The following is a 13700-nucleotide window of genomic DNA, read 5'->3' as shown; positions in this document are numbered from 1 at the left end:
AATGACATTGAAAAGCCCAGTGAAACAGTATGTTCATTACAAGTTTTTAAAAATAAATGCTGATATTTTAACACCTATTTCTACTTTCCAGCGATTGCCTGGGGCCAAGAAAGTACTTTTAGAAAGCTCCTTCAAACATGAAACGAAAGGAAGATACTCTTACATTGCCTGTAACCCTTACAAAGAGATTATCGGCCATGATAATGTGACGCTAGTCAAAAAGGAAGGTTGCCGGGACGAGAAATATTCCCAAGAAGCTCTAGCGTACTTGAAGGAGAATCTTCCCCCGCTAGAAGCAGACCTACCTGTCCCTTTTCAAGGTGGAGCGATAGGCTATATCGGGTATGATGCTATCCGACAATTTGAAGCAATAGGAGAAGCCCTGCAAGATCAGTTGGAAATGCCGGACATTCATCTTATGCTCTTTAAGACAATCATTGCGTTTGATCATCGAAATGAAGAAATCTATTTGATTGCTATGAATCCAGACCAAGAATCAGAGCAAACGTTACACTCTCGGCTGGAAAACTTAAAGAAAACATTAAGTGAACCCTTTCCAGATCAAGGCATTGACAACAAACCCATCAGCTTTCAGCCAGAAATCTCACAGGCTATTTTTGAAGAAAGGGTGAGAATCGCTAAACAATACAATGAGCAGGGGGACATATTTCAGGTCGTGTTATCCCAACGAATGAAAGCCCATATGAAAAGTGATCCTTTCTCTTATTATCGTAAGCTACGAAAGGCTAATCCGTCACCTTATATGTTTTATATTGATTTTGAGGATTACATCTTGCTAGGTGCTTCTCCAGAAAGCTTGATACAGACTAATGGAAAAGAAATTCTGACAAATCCGATAGCAGGCACAAGGCCAAGAGGTGCAACACAAGAAGAGGATGAGGAATTGGTGAATGATCTCCTGCATGATGAGAAGGAAATTGCCGAACATCGTATGCTCCTTGATCTTGGCAGAAACGACCTTGGTCGTGTTTGTGAAATTGGTAGTATTTCTCTTCCTACCTTTATGAAAATTGAAAGATACCAGCATGTCATGCATATTGTTTCCGAAGTAAAAGGAACATTGAAGGCGAGTTTATCTAGCATTGATGCTCTGATCTCTTGCTTACCAGCAGGCACAGTTTCCGGTGCACCTAAAATTCGCGCCATGCAAATTATTAATCAATTGGAAGATACAAAACGAGGCGTCTATGCAGGGGGTATTGGTTATATTGGCTTTAACCAAGACATCAACATTGCATTAGCTATCAGGTCCCTTGTCATAAAAAATGAGATTGCCTACTTGCAGACAGGTGCAGGAATTGTACATGATTCCCTTCCGGAAAACGAATATGCGGAGACTTTAAACAAAGCAAAATCACTTATGGAGGTGGCCAACGTTGATCCTGTTACTAGATAACTATGATTCCTTTACGTATAACATTTATCAATACGTTTCTGAAGAAGGTGAGGAAGTGCAGGTGTATCGAAATGATGCGATTAGCATTCAAGAAGTGGAACATTTAGCTCCAAAAGCCATTATCCTCTCTCCTGGTCCTGGCCTTCCCGCTGCATCTGGTATTTGTCTTGAACTTGTTTCTTATTTTCACCAAAAGATACCGATCCTTGGGATTTGCCTTGGACATCAGGCGATTGCTGAAGCGCTTGGAGGCTCTTTAAGAAAGGCTAAACAAATGAAGCACGGCAAGACATCACTTATAACCCACCAAAACTCCGGGCTTTTCCGTAATTTAAGTCAGCCACTTGAGGTAATGCGCTACCACTCCTATGTGGTGGAAAAAAACACATTGCCCCATGCATTCGAAATTACGGCAGAGTCATTGGAGGATGGCGAGATCATGGCAATAAAGCATCAAAGCCTCCCTCTATATGGCGTGCAATTCCATCCTGAATCGATTGGTACAACGGAAGGAAGAAATGTGATTCGCAATTTTTTAGAGGATATAAGAGAGGAGTTTTCCTATGAAACAATATCTAGAGAAACTAATTAACCAAGAAAATTTAACAACAGAAGAAATACAAGTGGTGATGACCTCATGCATAAATGGGAGTGTGTCAGAGGCTGAGATTGCCTCCTTTCTAACAGCATTACGAGTAAAAGGGGAAACGCCAGAGGAAATAGCCGGAATGGTAGAAGTGATTCGTAGTCACTCTACATTTAACGGAACGCGTATTGCTAACGTAATGGACAATTGCGGCACTGGTGGGGATCAGTCTAATAGCTTTAACATTAGTACAACAGCTGCTTTTGTTATCGCAGGAGCTGGTATCCCTGTCGCCAAGCATGGGAACCGGAGTATATCCAGTAAAACAGGCAGTGCCGATGTCCTGGAACATTTAGGGGTTTCTCTCTCTTTTTCCAAGGAACATGTAGAAGAAATGCTTACGGAAAACAACATTGCTTTTCTATTTGCCCCACATGTTCACGCTGGATTGAAGCCTTTCTCAAAAGTTCGTAAAGATCTTGGTCTCCCTACTGTATTTAATTTGATTGGACCACTAACAAATCCAGTTCAGCTTGATACACAGCTGCTTGGAGTCTACCGAAGAGATATGTTACCCATGTTGGCAGAAGCTTTGAAGAAACTTGGGCGCCGCAGAGCACTTGTCGTTAACGGCGCAGGCTATATGGATGAAGCTTCTCTTGCAGGCGAAAACCATCTCGTCCTGCTTGAAGAAGGGAATGTAACATCATTCACCCTTCACCCCGAAGAGGTAGGCCTGCCTGTGGTGCCAAATGAAAAAATACAAGGTGGGAGTGCTGCAGATAACGCGGAAATAACCCAACAAGTTTTACGGGGAATACCTGGGCCTTATTTAGATACGGTTTTACTAAACGCTGGTTTAGGCCTTTATGCAAACGGGGCTGCCGGAACAATTCGTGAGTCTGTGGAGCTTGCAAGAGAAAGTATTCAATCAGGAGCCGCTCTGGAGCGACTAGAAAATTTGGTCAGCTACAGCAGAAAACTGATCGGTGAGGTGGTCTCATGACAATATTAAGAAAAATAGTGGCGCAAAAGGAAAAAGAAGTAATTTCATTGCTAAATCAAACGTTTGATCAAGAGCATTCTAGAAAGAAAGTAACACCCTTAAGCGAAGCGCTTATTACTTCTAATCTGCTTGGTGTTATTGCGGAAATAAAGCGATCTTCTCCTTCAAAAGGAGCTATCTCCCTGACAGTAGATCCAGTCACTCAAGCGAAGCAATATGAAGCTTATGGTGCAGCAGCTATCTCTGTCCTGACAGATAAGACGTTCTTCAATGGTTCCATGGAGGACCTTCAGGCGGTAAGCAATGCTGTGAATCTTCCAGTATTGTGCAAGGATTTCATCATACATCCTGTACAAATTGACCAGGCAAAAGCAGCTGGAGCTAGTATCATCCTGCTTATCGTAGCAGCATTGCATGAACAACAGCTAAATGCGCTTTATGACTATGCCAAAAAACTTGATCTTGAGGTGCTCTGTGAGGTACATGATGAAAAAGAGATGGAGATAGCCAACAAACTTAATCCTGATTTAATCGGAATTAATAATCGAAATCTAAAAACCTTTGAAGTAGATCTCCATACAACGGAAAAATTAGCTAGACTTGCTAGACCAACATCCATTTTGGTTAGTGAAAGTGGGATAAAAACAAGCGCAGATGCCCAATTGGCTGCCACGGCTGGCGCGAGGGCCATTCTGGTTGGGGAGACATTGATGCGCTCTAAAGATCTAAAAGGAACTTTTCAAGCATTACGAGTCCCGAAAATAATAGAAGGGAGTAAAGAAAATGCTCGTTAAAATTTGTGGAATCCAGACAGATCAAGCTGCAGAGGCTGCGGTAAAGGCGGGAGCAGACTTTATCGGATTTGTTTTCGCAGACAGTAAACGAAGAGTTAATCCAAAGGTTGCTGCTGAGATTGGAACTCACCTCCCCCCTACCATTAAGAAAGTTGGCGTATTTGTAAATGAAACAAAAGAGAAGATGGAGCAGATTGCTGAGGAAGTAAACCTTGATTACATTCAACTACATGGAGATGAACCAGCTTCTCTTGCTAGAGAACTATCTTACCCAATCATAAAAGCTTTTTCTGTAGGAGATGGCAACGTGGAAGAGATGAAAGACTACCCTTGCGATTATTACTTATTGGACAGTCCTGTAGGAAGATACCGTGGAGGTAATGGCAAATCTTTTGACTGGAGCCTTATTAAAGATCTAGCATTTAAGCCCAACAACTTTCTACTTGCTGGAGGATTGACATCTGAAAACGTATCACAGGCGATACAAGAGGCAAATCCGCTCGGCGTCGATGTCTCGAGTGGTGTTGAAACACTTGGAAAAAAGGATAGTGAGAAGATAATGAAATTTATTATGATTGCTAAACGGAAGGAAGCGATTAAATGACAACCTATACGGCACCTGACAAAAATGGAAGATATGGTAATTTTGGAGGAAGGTTTGTACCCGAATTGTTAATGCCTGCGCTACTTGAATTAGAAACTGTCTACGAAAAAGCAAAACTGGATCCTGCATTCCAAGAAAGCTTGGACTACTACTTGAAACAATATATTGGCAGAGAAACACCTCTGTACTTTGCCGAGCACTTAACGCAAAAGTTGTCTGGTGCGCAGATTTATTTAAAGCGAGAGGATCTAAATCATACTGGCGCCCATAAGATTAATAATACAATTGGCCAGGCCCTGCTGACAAAACGGATGGGGAAACAGAAGGTTGTCGCAGAAACAGGTGCTGGTCAGCACGGGGTGGCCACCGCTACTGTATGTGCCTTATTGGATCTTGATTGTATTGTGTTTATGGGAGAAGAAGATATACGCAGGCAAAAACTAAACGTGTTTCGGATGGAGCTGCTCGGGGCAGAGGTTCGCAGTGTATCACAGGGAAGCGGTACCCTAAAGGATGCTGTCAATGAAGCCTTACGCTATTGGGTAAATAATGTAGAGGATACACACTATATCCTCGGTTCCGTTGTTGGTCCACACCCTTTCCCACAAATTGTGCGCGATTTGCAATCAGTCATTGGAAAAGAAACCAAACAGCAAATAGTGGAACAAACTGGATCCCTTCCTGATGCAGTCATTGCCTGTGTAGGTGGTGGAAGTAATGCGATGGGAATGTTTTACCCATTTATCGAGGATAATGAAGTGAAGCTTTACGGCGTAGAGGCTGGCGGAGCTGGCATTGAGACGAAGCAGCATGCTGCCACCCTATCAAGTGGGAGTATTGGCATTCTTCATGGCACGATGACACACCTACTTCAAGACGACCACGGACAAATTGAAGAAGCCTTTTCTATCTCGGCCGGTCTAGATTATCCTGGTGTTGGCCCTGAGCATAGTCATTTGCACGCATTAAAGCGCGTGAGCTACACCTCGATTACAGATGAAGAGGCACTAGAAGCTTTTCAGATTTTATCAAGAACAGAAGGGATTATACCAGCACTTGAAAGCGCGCATGCCGTTGCCTATGCCCTGAAGCTTGCAACAAAAATGGATCCAAAGGAAAAAATTGTGATATGTCTTTCCGGGCGCGGTGATAAAGATGTGGAGCAAGTAAAAAACACACTGGAGGGAAAGTAAATGGGAAAAGCCAACATGGAAAACTATTTTAAGCAAAAGCAATCTAAAGGGGATAACCTTTTCGTACCTTATATTATGGCAGGTGATGGTGGCTTAGAAGTGTTAAAAGAACGTGTTCTCTTTCTACAAGATTGCGGAGTCGCAGCTATTGAAATAGGCATCCCGTTTTCTGACCCTGTCGCTGACGGCCCTACCATTCAAGCAGCAGGAAAGCGGGCTTTGGAGAATGGCACGACTCTTTCTGGCGTCTTAAAAGCATTACAGGCATTTAAAGATGAACGGAAGGTTCCCATCATTTTGATGACATATGTAAATCCTGTTTATCGTTACGGATTAGCCTCCTTTGCACAGGATTGTGCCATCGCTGGGGTTGATGGTGTTATCGTACCAGACATACCAATCGAGGAGGAGAAGTTTATAGCAGATGAACTGCAAAGCGAATCGCTAGCCTTTATTAGATTGGCAGCTTTAACAAGTACAAAAGATAGACTAATAGAAATTGCCGAGAGATCGGAGGGCTTCTTATATGCCGTAGCAGTCACAGGTACGACAGGAGCACGTGAAGCATATGGCGATGAGGTAAAAGCTTACTTGGAAATGCTTAAATCAAACAGTTCCGTTCCTGTTCTGGCCGGTTTTGGTGTATCCACTCCAGAACAGGCTCAGACTTTAAGTAGCTATTGTGATGGCGTTATTGTCGGTAGTACCATCGTTGAGTTTTTTCATCGTGGAGATACTGAAAAGATTCAACAACTGATTCAAGATACCACACATCCAGCAATAATTGGCTAAGGTTAAATATCTGTTCCTTCTTTGATAAGGGACAGATATTAGGGGGGTAAAAGAAGGATGTTGCGATGCACATCCTTCATTATTTCCCACGTCTCTTGAGAGCTTCTTCATATTCCTCTTTGGTCAGCTCTCCTTTTTCATACCGCTCCTGCAAAATAGAAAGCGAATCCGTAGCCTTTTGCCTTTTGTTACGACTAAGAATAATAAAGATGACAACGAGAACAATGATAGTAAGAGTTATTCGAACATAAGGTTCCGTGAAAAAACCAAGCATAAAAGCCCTCCTTCTCACTATTACATTGCCCCGTAACTGCTCTTTTTACACATTGAACGTGGGTATATTATTTTTTTACAATCGGGACCCATATTTCGCTATAATAATCCTCATGGTAAGGATCCCCCTTTTGGTATGCCTCTATTTCTGGCCCACCAGCATGTTCGTATCCTGTTGATGGAAACCATTCTGAGAAGATCCGTTCCCACACAAGCTGTATCGCTTTTGGCATAGGTCCTTTCACAGGAAATACTGCCCACGTTGTTGCCGGAATTACGCCTTCTTCCCATGTATCCGGTACTTCCGTGTTTGATTTCTCTGCACCAATAAAATAGCGCACCTGCTCCTGCTCCTTATCAAAATCCATACAAATTCCCATAATCCCCATCTCTCCAGCGTGTACTGCTAATTCGTTGTCCAACCCATTATTTCTGGACTCTTCCCAGAATGCCGGAACTTCCAATTTATTTTTGCCATCGACCAGTGAAGTCTTGATACTCTTTCCCATTACAGAAAAAGCACCTTTTTCTACAATCTTGTAATCCATTTCTTCATCACCCTTTAATTGAATTTGAAAAGAGAGTTTCGGAAAGGCCTTTAATGGCTGATCATGCTTACGCACAGATGAGGGACTGAGGCCATGTAGCTTGCGAAATGCTTTGGAAAAGGATTCTGGTGTTTCATACCCATACTTCATTGCTATATCAATTACTTTCGTATTAGAATGAAGTAACTCCTGGGCCGCCAATGTTAGACGCCTTTTCCGAATATACTCCCCTACTGTATATCCAGTCAGCATCGTAAACATCCGTTGATAATGAAACTTGGACATGCAGGCAATCTTAGCAGCTTCCTCCACGTTCAGCACTGTACCTAAACGCTCCTCTATGTACGTTAAACTTTCAGCCATGCGATTTAATGCTTCCATTCCCTACCTCCCTTTCTTTTATCCAATTTAGCACCCATATAGCGTGATATCTGGTTATTCCCTGCTCACTACAGACAGATTCCTATTCATCATTATAGCATCAGCTCTATTTTTAAATGCAAATACTCCGAAGCTTCATGCTCCGGAGCTGTATGCAAAAATTGTTATGAGGTTGTATTGTTGTTATTAACTTGGTTGGCTTGTGCCGGTACCGGTGCGCCCCCAGTAAGTGCAGATGAGTTAGAGATAAGGTTTTGTGGTGTATTGATTGGAATAGGACCGTTTCGATGCTTGTCGTGAGTATCCAAATCACAGAACTTACCGTCTCTTTCGATTCCTTGACGTACAACCGTAATGTGTGTGCGCAAGATTGCTTTGAAAAGAAGTAAGTTAATGACGGTTCCACCATCATCAGTACCGATTAACGGCTGTATAAGCTGTGCTTCGACAACAGGGTCTGTTTCAAAGACAACGTCACCAGGTCGTGCTCCAGGACAGTGCGTATGCTCTTGGAAGAAGACTCTGATCGGAATGCTAAGTTCCACGACTCCACCTGCTACAATAACATCAATAGTTGCTGGTACGAACCCAAAATTAACTACAGTGTCTTTGAGAACGGTTATTTCCTGCTCAATTCCTGCATAGTTTGGCGTCACCCTGATATTTACCAATCCAGGGATGAGGCCAGTTAAAAGTCCAAGAATTCCCGTCAATAATGCATCTCCTGCTCCAAACGGTCCTAGAGCTGCTGGAAGAGCAAATTCCGCTGTTTTATGCGCATCTTTTGAACAGATAACCTTCTCCACTAAAGCACCTTGGGATCTTGGTTTTTCATGACAGCTACAATGATCGCTATGGCATCTGTCACAGCTGCTGCTTGGTGCTAGGTCTCGGTCATCATGCCTGTGATGATCATTTTGATTGTCATTATATGCATTATAAAAATTGTTTCTTTTATACATTAATAATCCTCCCTTTGTATATTTTATAGAAGCTTTCTGCCTACTAATTTCTGTGGAAAACTTCCTTACGCTTATATATATATGTCAGCCATCGATTTTTGAATAGATAGATGTACCCGTACATATGCGTATTTTTAGTAGATTAAAAGCATAAGAAAAAAGAAAAGAAAGCTGGTGATCAGCCAGCTTTCCCGTATCCTATCTAGGGGTAATATCATGGGCAAATCTTCTACAGGCCTGTATCGATTTATATTATGTTTATGCCAAATGACAGAAAGTGGCTCTGCGAATCCACCAGGTTATCCACACAAATTAATAATCTTATAGACTATATACTCAATTAGCTAGAAAATGGACGAGTAAACAGGCTAAAACGTGCAGAAAACATACATTAAGTAGTGACATCATTATCAGAAGGAGAGATAATATGGGCTATTATAGAAACAGCGATATGTTTCAATTTAAGGAATCCAAAGGTTGTGTTTGTGATACTGTACAGAACATCGTAAAGGCTCAAAAGGAGGTGCAGGAGGAAGGTTGGAATTATTCTATTCGCCAACTTAAGAAGGGAGACGGTATGGATCCACAATACTCCACTATCCCGTTTATTTTATATACAAAAGATGATGGCAGTCCTTTTATAGGAAGTGGAATTTTCCAGGCTCCTTATCATAGAAACGATACGTTTTTCGGCTGCATCGAAACTCCTGTATTACGTGCAAAACATTTTTCAATGGATAGTAATTGCTGTGTAAAAGTAGAATTACTACTTCCTATCTCAAATGGCTGCGAGATTCAACCCTATCCAAAAGATAAACATAGGGTAAGTGCATATTTCCCAGAGGATGAACCTGTAACAGACTTTCTTGCTACAGGGCTCTGTCTGACACTAGATCTTAAAAAGTTTCTCGGTATCACCTGTTTAGATGCCATTACCCCGATCCCTCATGAAGAATTTTTTGCAGAAGAAAGACCTCATAACCATCATCACATGGAATATTAATGTTAAAATGCTTTACAGACTGAAAAAGAGCCAAGCGGGTTTAATGACCGCTTGGCTCTTCTATATTTATATGCTTTGAAGACTAATTAATATTCTTTTTCTCACTTTGAGAGGTATTTTTCGTTTTCTTTTTTTTCTTTTCCTCATCCATCTCTGCATTCAGATCATCCATTGGTATATCATCAACAAATTTCTGATCCTCAAATGAATCAAGCTCTGTTCGCTTTTCCGATTTACGGTTCTTCACTTCATTTTCAGGTGAACGTTCTTCTTTTTTCTTCAAATCCATCACCTCATTTTCCTTTTTTAAATATATTCCTCAGATCAGAAAGCTGTAAACATCGTGACAAAAGGGTATAGTATTAAGACATTCAAAGGAAGAGGTGATTTCCATGAAAGATTTACGATCACTTGAAGAAATTGATAAATTTATAGATGCTTATGACCTTACTCTACTTTACATTTCAAGGGAAGGCTGTAGTGTTTGCCATGGTTTGCTGCCACAGGTAGAAAGTCTACTAGCAGACTACCCTCGAATTAAGACAGCCCACATAGAAACAAATGAAGTTCCAGATGTCGCTGGGCGATTTACTATCTTCGCTGTCCCTGTCATTCTCTTATTCGTACAAGGAAAAGAGTACTTACGGGAGGCTCGTATCGTGCATATGGATTTATTCGAAGAAAAACTAAATAAAATATATAAAAATATGGTTGGATAGCGAATTCTCGCTTTCCAACCACACTGCATTATTTAATATATATATTGTCTATTGAAAAGAGTTGATACACTCCATTTGCACCTTTTTTCTTATAGATGCCCTGGTATAGAGTCTCCCCTGTATTTACGTCCACTATCGTAATAGGCAGTTCTTTACTATCTCCACCCACAATATATAGACGGTCTCCCTTTCCATTCACTATCATATTACCTTGGTCTGTGGAAGGAAAATCTACATTTAATTCATTCTCTTGCTCGTTCTCTAGATTGTAGCTTATGACCGTTAACCCTTGCTCTGTGCGTTGGATAAAGTATATCGTCGAGCCGAGTATAAGCTCATTAAACGAATCAGTACTTAAATCTGCAGGAATATCCAGTTCTGTTTTTTCCATAGTAGATAGGTTATAGGCAACATATTCTGTCCCCTTCTCTTCCACCATGTATTCTTCATATTCTGTTTCTACTTCTTCCATTTCTGTTTTAGCGAAAACGACATTCTCTGTTGGCTCTGTTTCTGTACTGGTTGTCACTAAGTTACCTTCATGCCATTTTTTACTGTTCATTCCATCTAGAATCATTAAACTATCCTCACTAATTAACTTCTCACTCGCTAAATCAAAGCGATACACACGAAATTCTGTAGGAGCATCTGTATTTCCTTCATTTCTTGTAAAAATGCTCAACTGTCCATCCTGGACCTGTACATCCATTACATACATGTAACGATAATCTTGCTGATTTGGCACTTTCTGTTCAAAAGTGATCCGTTCATTTTCTCCCTTTTGCAAAACATCTATTTCAAAATTGTGGTCTTTATACCTGCTCTGTCCATCCCATTTTGAATCAACATTCGCATAAGCAAGTAACTGTTCATCCTCATAAAACCCTGCTAAGTCAGAGTTTTTCCCTCGCATAAAACTTCGATGATCATTTATTAATTGATTTATTTTCGGTTGATAAAACCTTTCAAGGCTCCCAATAAAGGAGTCATTATTATCAAATTCTAGCTCCCCTGCTGTAATGGTAAACCTTTTATTCCAATAGTTGTCGAAATATCCTCCTGATATCTCCATTCCCTTTAATTCCGCCACTTCACCACTGACTGTGTCTAAGGCTAGTTCCAGAGAGTTTTCATTTGCGATTGCCTTTTGAATATAAAACGTGCCAATAGCTAAAACAGCAATGGTGGTAATCGACAACAGTTTCCAATACTTTTTCATTTTCTTCCCATCCTTCCCTACACCGTAATACGCTTAGTCAATAAATAATTTGCTACCCAGATCGAGGCTGCCGATACAATTAACCCAAGAATAATCTCAAGAACAAGTAATTCCATTGGATATAAATAATTTGTACCTATAATCCCTTCTAGTATAATAGGAGAAAGGAAAATGCCAGTTGCTAATGCAACATAAATTGCACCGAAAACAATACCTTTTATACGATAGCTCCGTTCAAATAGTATGGCAGTAAATAGTATAAAAATCACCATTATACCTGCTCCATAAGCCAGAATAAAATCAATAATTCCAGCCGGCAAAATAATCATTAACTCACGAAAGCCAGACACTACCTCTGCAGGCGCTAAATCAAGTCGGAAATCCCTTGTAACCAGCCATTTTAAAAGCACACTCTCTACCGGCAACAACACGATCTGAATTGCCACTAGCCCAAGTACCATTAAAAGGATGGAGGTTGCCTTTGCCAAATAAACATTAATTCTTGCGGTTGGAAGCATCAGCAAGCGATAAATAAAAGTGTTTTTGCCAAACCAGTCTCGATACCAGACAAAAAAGATATTGAAGAGTAATGCAATCGCTCCTAGCGCTATTGGTCCAAGGAACCACAATGTTCTTGTTAATACCAATAGACTCATTTCACCATTGTCACTTACGAATTGTGCTGGTGAAAGGTTCTCTTCGAACATGGCATAATTCGCACGTTCCATATAACTGTTAGAAACCACCCACAGTCCCACTAGCTGGGATAAAATCGTTATACCAATTATTACACCATATAATTTGAAAAACCGACCAAGTTCAAAATTAACTAGCTTGAAATAGCGCATCATGCTTTATACACCTCTCTCATCACGTCCACAACCGACTTCCCTTCTGATTCGCGAACTTCTTCACTATTAAACTCTTTAAGTACAATTCCTTCATCAAGAAGGACCACTTTATCAATCAGATGTTCAATATCACTAATTTCATGCGTGGTAATAATGACGCCTCGCCCTTCAATTAAGTGACTTGTGAATACATCAGCAATTTGCTCCCTGCTAAAAATATCAATTCCAGAAAATGGTTCATCCATTAGGATATAATCAACGTCGAGTGCCAGGCCAAGTAGTAAATTCACTTTGGCGGTATTCCCTTTTGACAGGCTGGATATCTTATCCTCTTGTTTAAGCTTAAAGAATCCTAATAGCTCTGTGGCTCTATTTTGATTCCAGGAATCATAATAATCGTCCATAAATTCCATTGCTTCAGCGATCGTCATTTGTGGGATCATTGTAATAGCATCTGGAATAAAAGTTATCTTTTCAAAGCTTTGTTTGGTCACCTTTTGACCATCAAGAAGAATTTCTCCACTGTTAACTGGAGTTAATGCCATAATTGCATTTAGGATCGTGGTTTTTCCTACCCCATTTATCCCAATTAGACAGGTGATTTCTCCCTTGTTTGCAGTAAAGGAAACGCCGTTTAAGACTTGCTTCCTGCCAAATTTCTTTTTAATATCCTTCACTTCAATCATGTGCGCTTCCTCCTTCTTCATCACTTTGGTGGTCATACTTCTCCTTGACTAATTCTAAAAGCTCATCTACAGGGACATTGATGGAACGAACTGATGTGACAAATGTATCCACTGCCTCTAAGATAAGTTCTTCTCTTACACGATGAAGTACATCTTCATCTCTCGTAATTTTACTAGGCGAGTTTTTCTCCGTATAAATCAATCCCTGTTCCTCCATTTCCTTATATGCCCGTTGGACGGTATTTGGATTTATTTTTAACTGGCTCGCCAACTCTCTTCTAGAAGAGACCTCTTGACCAGGCTCGAGCATACCTCTAGCAATTTGCTCTTTAAAATGGCGAACGACCTGTACGTAAACAGGATCTCTGTTGTTAAATTTCACTATCATAGCAGCAGCTCCTATTCGGCTTTCTTCACTCTTTCCCAAAGTGTATTACGCGCATAATACACTAGTCGCAAAAAAACACCTGTATTAATGTATTAATACGCTTGATAAGTGTATTATATGTTTAATACACTTAAGAAGTCAAGAGGAGTTTTTAATCTTTTAAAAACCCATCTATTCGTAACCCCCTACAGTGTTATCTGTTCTATGTTAAAATAATGAAATACCAATAGTAAGAAAAGCTCTTACAGCGCTCCAGGAAATCTTCTAATTTCTGGCGC

The 13700-nt window shown here is 40.7% G+C and carries 17 protein-coding genes; 9 read left to right on the top strand and 8 right to left on the bottom strand.

What is annotated here, in order from left to right; genetic code table 11:
• Positions 1 to 7 precede the first annotated feature (7 nt).
• Genes trpE through trpA form a run of 7 tightly spaced genes read left to right on the top strand, consistent with a single transcriptional unit; the run spans position 8 to position 6392 of the window.
• A complete protein-coding gene (gene trpE, locus K3T81_RS08915; RefSeq protein ID WP_238019468.1) occupies positions 8 to 1417 on the top strand; it encodes an anthranilate synthase component I in 1410 nt (469 codons plus the stop codon).
• On the top strand, positions 1398 to 2009 hold the full coding sequence (locus K3T81_RS08910; RefSeq protein ID WP_238019466.1) for an anthranilate synthase component II: 612 nt from the start codon (positions 1398 to 1400) through the stop codon (positions 2007 to 2009). Before trpE ends, K3T81_RS08910 begins: the two co-directional genes overlap by 20 nt.
• Entirely contained in the window at positions 1981 to 3009 is a 1029-nt protein-coding gene (gene trpD / locus K3T81_RS08905) for an anthranilate phosphoribosyltransferase (protein WP_238019464.1), read from the top strand. The genes K3T81_RS08910 and trpD overlap by 29 nt, the downstream gene beginning before the upstream one ends.
• Complete coding sequence (gene trpC, locus K3T81_RS08900; RefSeq protein ID WP_238019462.1) at positions 3006 to 3803, top strand: indole-3-glycerol phosphate synthase TrpC; 798 nt, start codon at positions 3006 to 3008, stop codon at positions 3801 to 3803. The genes trpD and trpC overlap by 4 nt, the downstream gene beginning before the upstream one ends.
• Entirely contained in the window at positions 3793 to 4407 is a 615-nt protein-coding gene (locus tag K3T81_RS08895; RefSeq protein ID WP_238019460.1) for a phosphoribosylanthranilate isomerase, read from the top strand. Before trpC ends, K3T81_RS08895 begins: the two co-directional genes overlap by 11 nt.
• Positions 4404 to 5600 carry a tryptophan synthase subunit beta gene (gene trpB, locus K3T81_RS08890; RefSeq protein WP_238019459.1) on the top strand — a complete coding sequence of 399 codons (1197 nt, stop codon included), beginning with the start codon at positions 4404 to 4406 and terminating at the stop codon, positions 5598 to 5600. The genes K3T81_RS08895 and trpB overlap by 4 nt, the downstream gene beginning before the upstream one ends.
• Complete coding sequence (gene trpA / locus K3T81_RS08885) at positions 5601 to 6392, top strand: tryptophan synthase subunit alpha (RefSeq protein WP_238019458.1); 792 nt, start codon at positions 5601 to 5603, stop codon at positions 6390 to 6392.
• 79 nt (positions 6393 to 6471) lie between these two features.
• Here trpA and K3T81_RS08880 read toward each other — a convergent pair whose 3' ends face one another.
• The 3 genes from K3T81_RS08880 to K3T81_RS08870 all read right to left on the bottom strand — a co-directional run bounded on the left by K3T81_RS08880 (position 6472) and on the right by K3T81_RS08870 (position 8556).
• Positions 6472 to 6666 carry an SHOCT domain-containing protein gene (locus K3T81_RS08880; RefSeq protein ID WP_058949296.1) on the bottom strand — a complete coding sequence of 65 codons (195 nt, stop codon included), beginning with the start codon at positions 6664 to 6666 and terminating at the stop codon, positions 6472 to 6474.
• Between the two features lie 67 nt (positions 6667 to 6733).
• Positions 6734 to 7594: an AraC family transcriptional regulator gene (locus tag K3T81_RS08875; protein ID WP_238019457.1), complete on the bottom strand. Its 861-nt coding sequence runs from the start codon at positions 7592 to 7594 to the stop codon at positions 6734 to 6736.
• A gap of 164 nt (positions 7595 to 7758) precedes the next feature.
• The gene (locus K3T81_RS08870) at positions 7759 to 8556 is read right to left on the bottom strand and encodes a hypothetical protein (RefSeq protein WP_238019456.1); all 798 of its coding nucleotides are present in this window, start codon (positions 8554 to 8556) and stop codon (positions 7759 to 7761) included.
• 427 nt (positions 8557 to 8983) lie between these two features.
• Here K3T81_RS08870 and K3T81_RS08865 point away from each other — a divergent pair, with 427 nt between their 5' ends.
• Positions 8984 to 9559, top strand: a complete 576-nt coding sequence (locus K3T81_RS08865) for a CotY/CotZ family spore coat protein (RefSeq protein WP_238019455.1) — start codon at positions 8984 to 8986, stop codon at positions 9557 to 9559.
• A gap of 82 nt (positions 9560 to 9641) precedes the next feature.
• On the opposite strand, the gene K3T81_RS08860 is transcribed toward K3T81_RS08865, so the two are convergent.
• Positions 9642 to 9842 (bottom strand): hypothetical protein, encoded by a 201-nt coding sequence (locus tag K3T81_RS08860; protein ID WP_238019454.1) that lies wholly within the window; start codon positions 9840 to 9842, stop codon positions 9642 to 9644.
• Positions 9843 to 9951: 109 nt separating this feature from the next.
• Between K3T81_RS08860 and K3T81_RS08855 the strand changes: the two genes are divergently transcribed.
• Positions 9952 to 10278, top strand: a complete 327-nt coding sequence (locus K3T81_RS08855; protein WP_249226119.1) for a thioredoxin family protein — start codon at positions 9952 to 9954, stop codon at positions 10276 to 10278.
• A gap of 28 nt (positions 10279 to 10306) precedes the next feature.
• Here K3T81_RS08855 and K3T81_RS08850 read toward each other — a convergent pair whose 3' ends face one another.
• The 4 genes from K3T81_RS08850 to K3T81_RS08835 are packed head-to-tail and all read right to left on the bottom strand — an operon-like array spanning position 10307 to position 13422.
• Positions 10307 to 11497, bottom strand: coding sequence for a hypothetical protein (locus K3T81_RS08850; RefSeq protein WP_238019450.1), 1191 nt, complete (start codon positions 11495 to 11497; stop codon positions 10307 to 10309).
• Between the two features lie 17 nt (positions 11498 to 11514).
• Positions 11515 to 12348, bottom strand: a complete 834-nt coding sequence (locus tag K3T81_RS08845) for a hypothetical protein (protein ID WP_058949288.1) — start codon at positions 12346 to 12348, stop codon at positions 11515 to 11517.
• Entirely contained in the window at positions 12345 to 13034 is a 690-nt protein-coding gene (locus tag K3T81_RS08840; protein ID WP_058949287.1) for an ABC transporter ATP-binding protein, read from the bottom strand. Before K3T81_RS08840 ends, K3T81_RS08845 begins: the two co-directional genes overlap by 4 nt.
• On the bottom strand, positions 13027 to 13422 hold the full coding sequence (locus K3T81_RS08835) for a GntR family transcriptional regulator (RefSeq protein WP_238019448.1): 396 nt from the start codon (positions 13420 to 13422) through the stop codon (positions 13027 to 13029). The genes K3T81_RS08840 and K3T81_RS08835 overlap by 8 nt, the downstream gene beginning before the upstream one ends.
• Between the last annotated feature and the right edge of the window lie 278 nt (positions 13423 to 13700).

This window comes from Oceanobacillus jordanicus (assembly GCF_022095695.1).
In the GTDB taxonomy this organism is placed as follows: domain Bacteria; phylum Bacillota; class Bacilli; order Bacillales; family Amphibacillaceae; genus Oceanobacillus_B; species Oceanobacillus_B jordanicus.
The sequence above is the reverse complement of the archived record's forward strand: the minus strand, read 5'-3'. Positions and strand labels throughout refer to the sequence as shown.

What these genes read in the sequence shown, in the direction of transcription:
- K3T81_RS08865 (WP_238019455.1), top strand. Translation starts at nt 8,984, where the DNA reads ATGGGCTATTATAGAAACAGCGATATGTTTCAATTTAAGGAATCCAAA.
- K3T81_RS08835 (WP_238019448.1), bottom strand. Translation starts at nt 13,422, where the DNA reads ATGATAGTGAAATTTAACAACAGAGATCCTGTTTACGTACAGGTCGTT.
- K3T81_RS08880 (WP_058949296.1), bottom strand. Translation starts at nt 6,666, where the DNA reads ATGCTTGGTTTTTTCACGGAACCTTATGTTCGAATAACTCTTACTATC.
- K3T81_RS08875 (WP_238019457.1), bottom strand. Translation starts at nt 7,594, where the DNA reads ATGGAAGCATTAAATCGCATGGCTGAAAGTTTAACGTACATAGAGGAG.
- K3T81_RS08840 (WP_058949287.1), bottom strand. Translation starts at nt 13,034, where the DNA reads ATGATTGAAGTGAAGGATATTAAAAAGAAATTTGGCAGGAAGCAAGTC.
- trpD (WP_238019464.1), top strand. Translation starts at nt 1,981, where the DNA reads ATGAAACAATATCTAGAGAAACTAATTAACCAAGAAAATTTAACAACA.
- K3T81_RS08855 (WP_249226119.1), top strand. Translation starts at nt 9,952, where the DNA reads ATGAAAGATTTACGATCACTTGAAGAAATTGATAAATTTATAGATGCT.
- trpB (WP_238019459.1), top strand. Translation starts at nt 4,404, where the DNA reads ATGACAACCTATACGGCACCTGACAAAAATGGAAGATATGGTAATTTT.
- K3T81_RS08845 (WP_058949288.1), bottom strand. Translation starts at nt 12,348, where the DNA reads ATGATGCGCTATTTCAAGCTAGTTAATTTTGAACTTGGTCGGTTTTTC.
- K3T81_RS08850 (WP_238019450.1), bottom strand. Translation starts at nt 11,497, where the DNA reads ATGAAAAAGTATTGGAAACTGTTGTCGATTACCACCATTGCTGTTTTA.
- K3T81_RS08895 (WP_238019460.1), top strand. Translation starts at nt 3,793, where the DNA reads ATGCTCGTTAAAATTTGTGGAATCCAGACAGATCAAGCTGCAGAGGCT.
- trpA (WP_238019458.1), top strand. Translation starts at nt 5,601, where the DNA reads ATGGGAAAAGCCAACATGGAAAACTATTTTAAGCAAAAGCAATCTAAA.
- trpC (WP_238019462.1), top strand. Translation starts at nt 3,006, where the DNA reads ATGACAATATTAAGAAAAATAGTGGCGCAAAAGGAAAAAGAAGTAATT.
- K3T81_RS08870 (WP_238019456.1), bottom strand. Translation starts at nt 8,556, where the DNA reads ATGTATAAAAGAAACAATTTTTATAATGCATATAATGACAATCAAAAT.